Origin of the sequence: Haloferax sp. Atlit-6N (genome assembly GCF_003383195.1) — an archaeon.
GTDB classification, from domain to species: domain Archaea; phylum Halobacteriota; class Halobacteria; order Halobacteriales; family Haloferacaceae; genus Haloferax; species Haloferax gibbonsii.
On sequence record NZ_QEQJ01000376.1, the window covers coordinates 1 to 444 of the forward strand.

At 58.1% G+C, this 444-nt stretch carries 1 protein-coding gene; it reads left to right on the top strand.

Annotated elements, in window-relative coordinates:
- Positions 1–194: 194 nt before the first annotated feature.
- Positions 195–444, top strand: a 250-nt coding sequence (locus DEQ92_RS22835) for a hypothetical protein (protein WP_115821822.1), incomplete at its 3' end; no start/stop codon positions are given.

The following is a 444-nucleotide window of genomic DNA, read 5'->3' on the forward strand; positions in this document are numbered from 1 at the left end:
GAGGGGATGAACGCCTTCGTCGAAGATCGCGACCCAGACTTCGAGTAACGCAGTCCGAGACTGCACGTAGTATACAGTCTAGACTTCCTTCTTCGCGGTCGTTTCTCGCGCCGGGCGAGCCGAACCGAGAGCTGCAATTCCTGTGTTAGCACGCGTCCTGCTACTGCTAAGTGCTCTAAAGGCAATTAATAATCATGGAGAAAACCATCAAATTGAGCCGCGTCGAGTCCGTTCTCGAAGACCTCTCGTATCCACTCACACGCCACGATGCTGCGGCGGCGCTCGACGGCGTGACGGTCCTCATGGCCGACGGGAACGCCGACCTCGGTGAGATGGTTCGGAACTGTTTGCCCAGTGAGTTCGCTGACGCGACCGACCTCTATTACGAACTCAACAACGCGATGCCCATCGAGGCGGTCGGCGAACCGAGGCAGTCCGATGGCG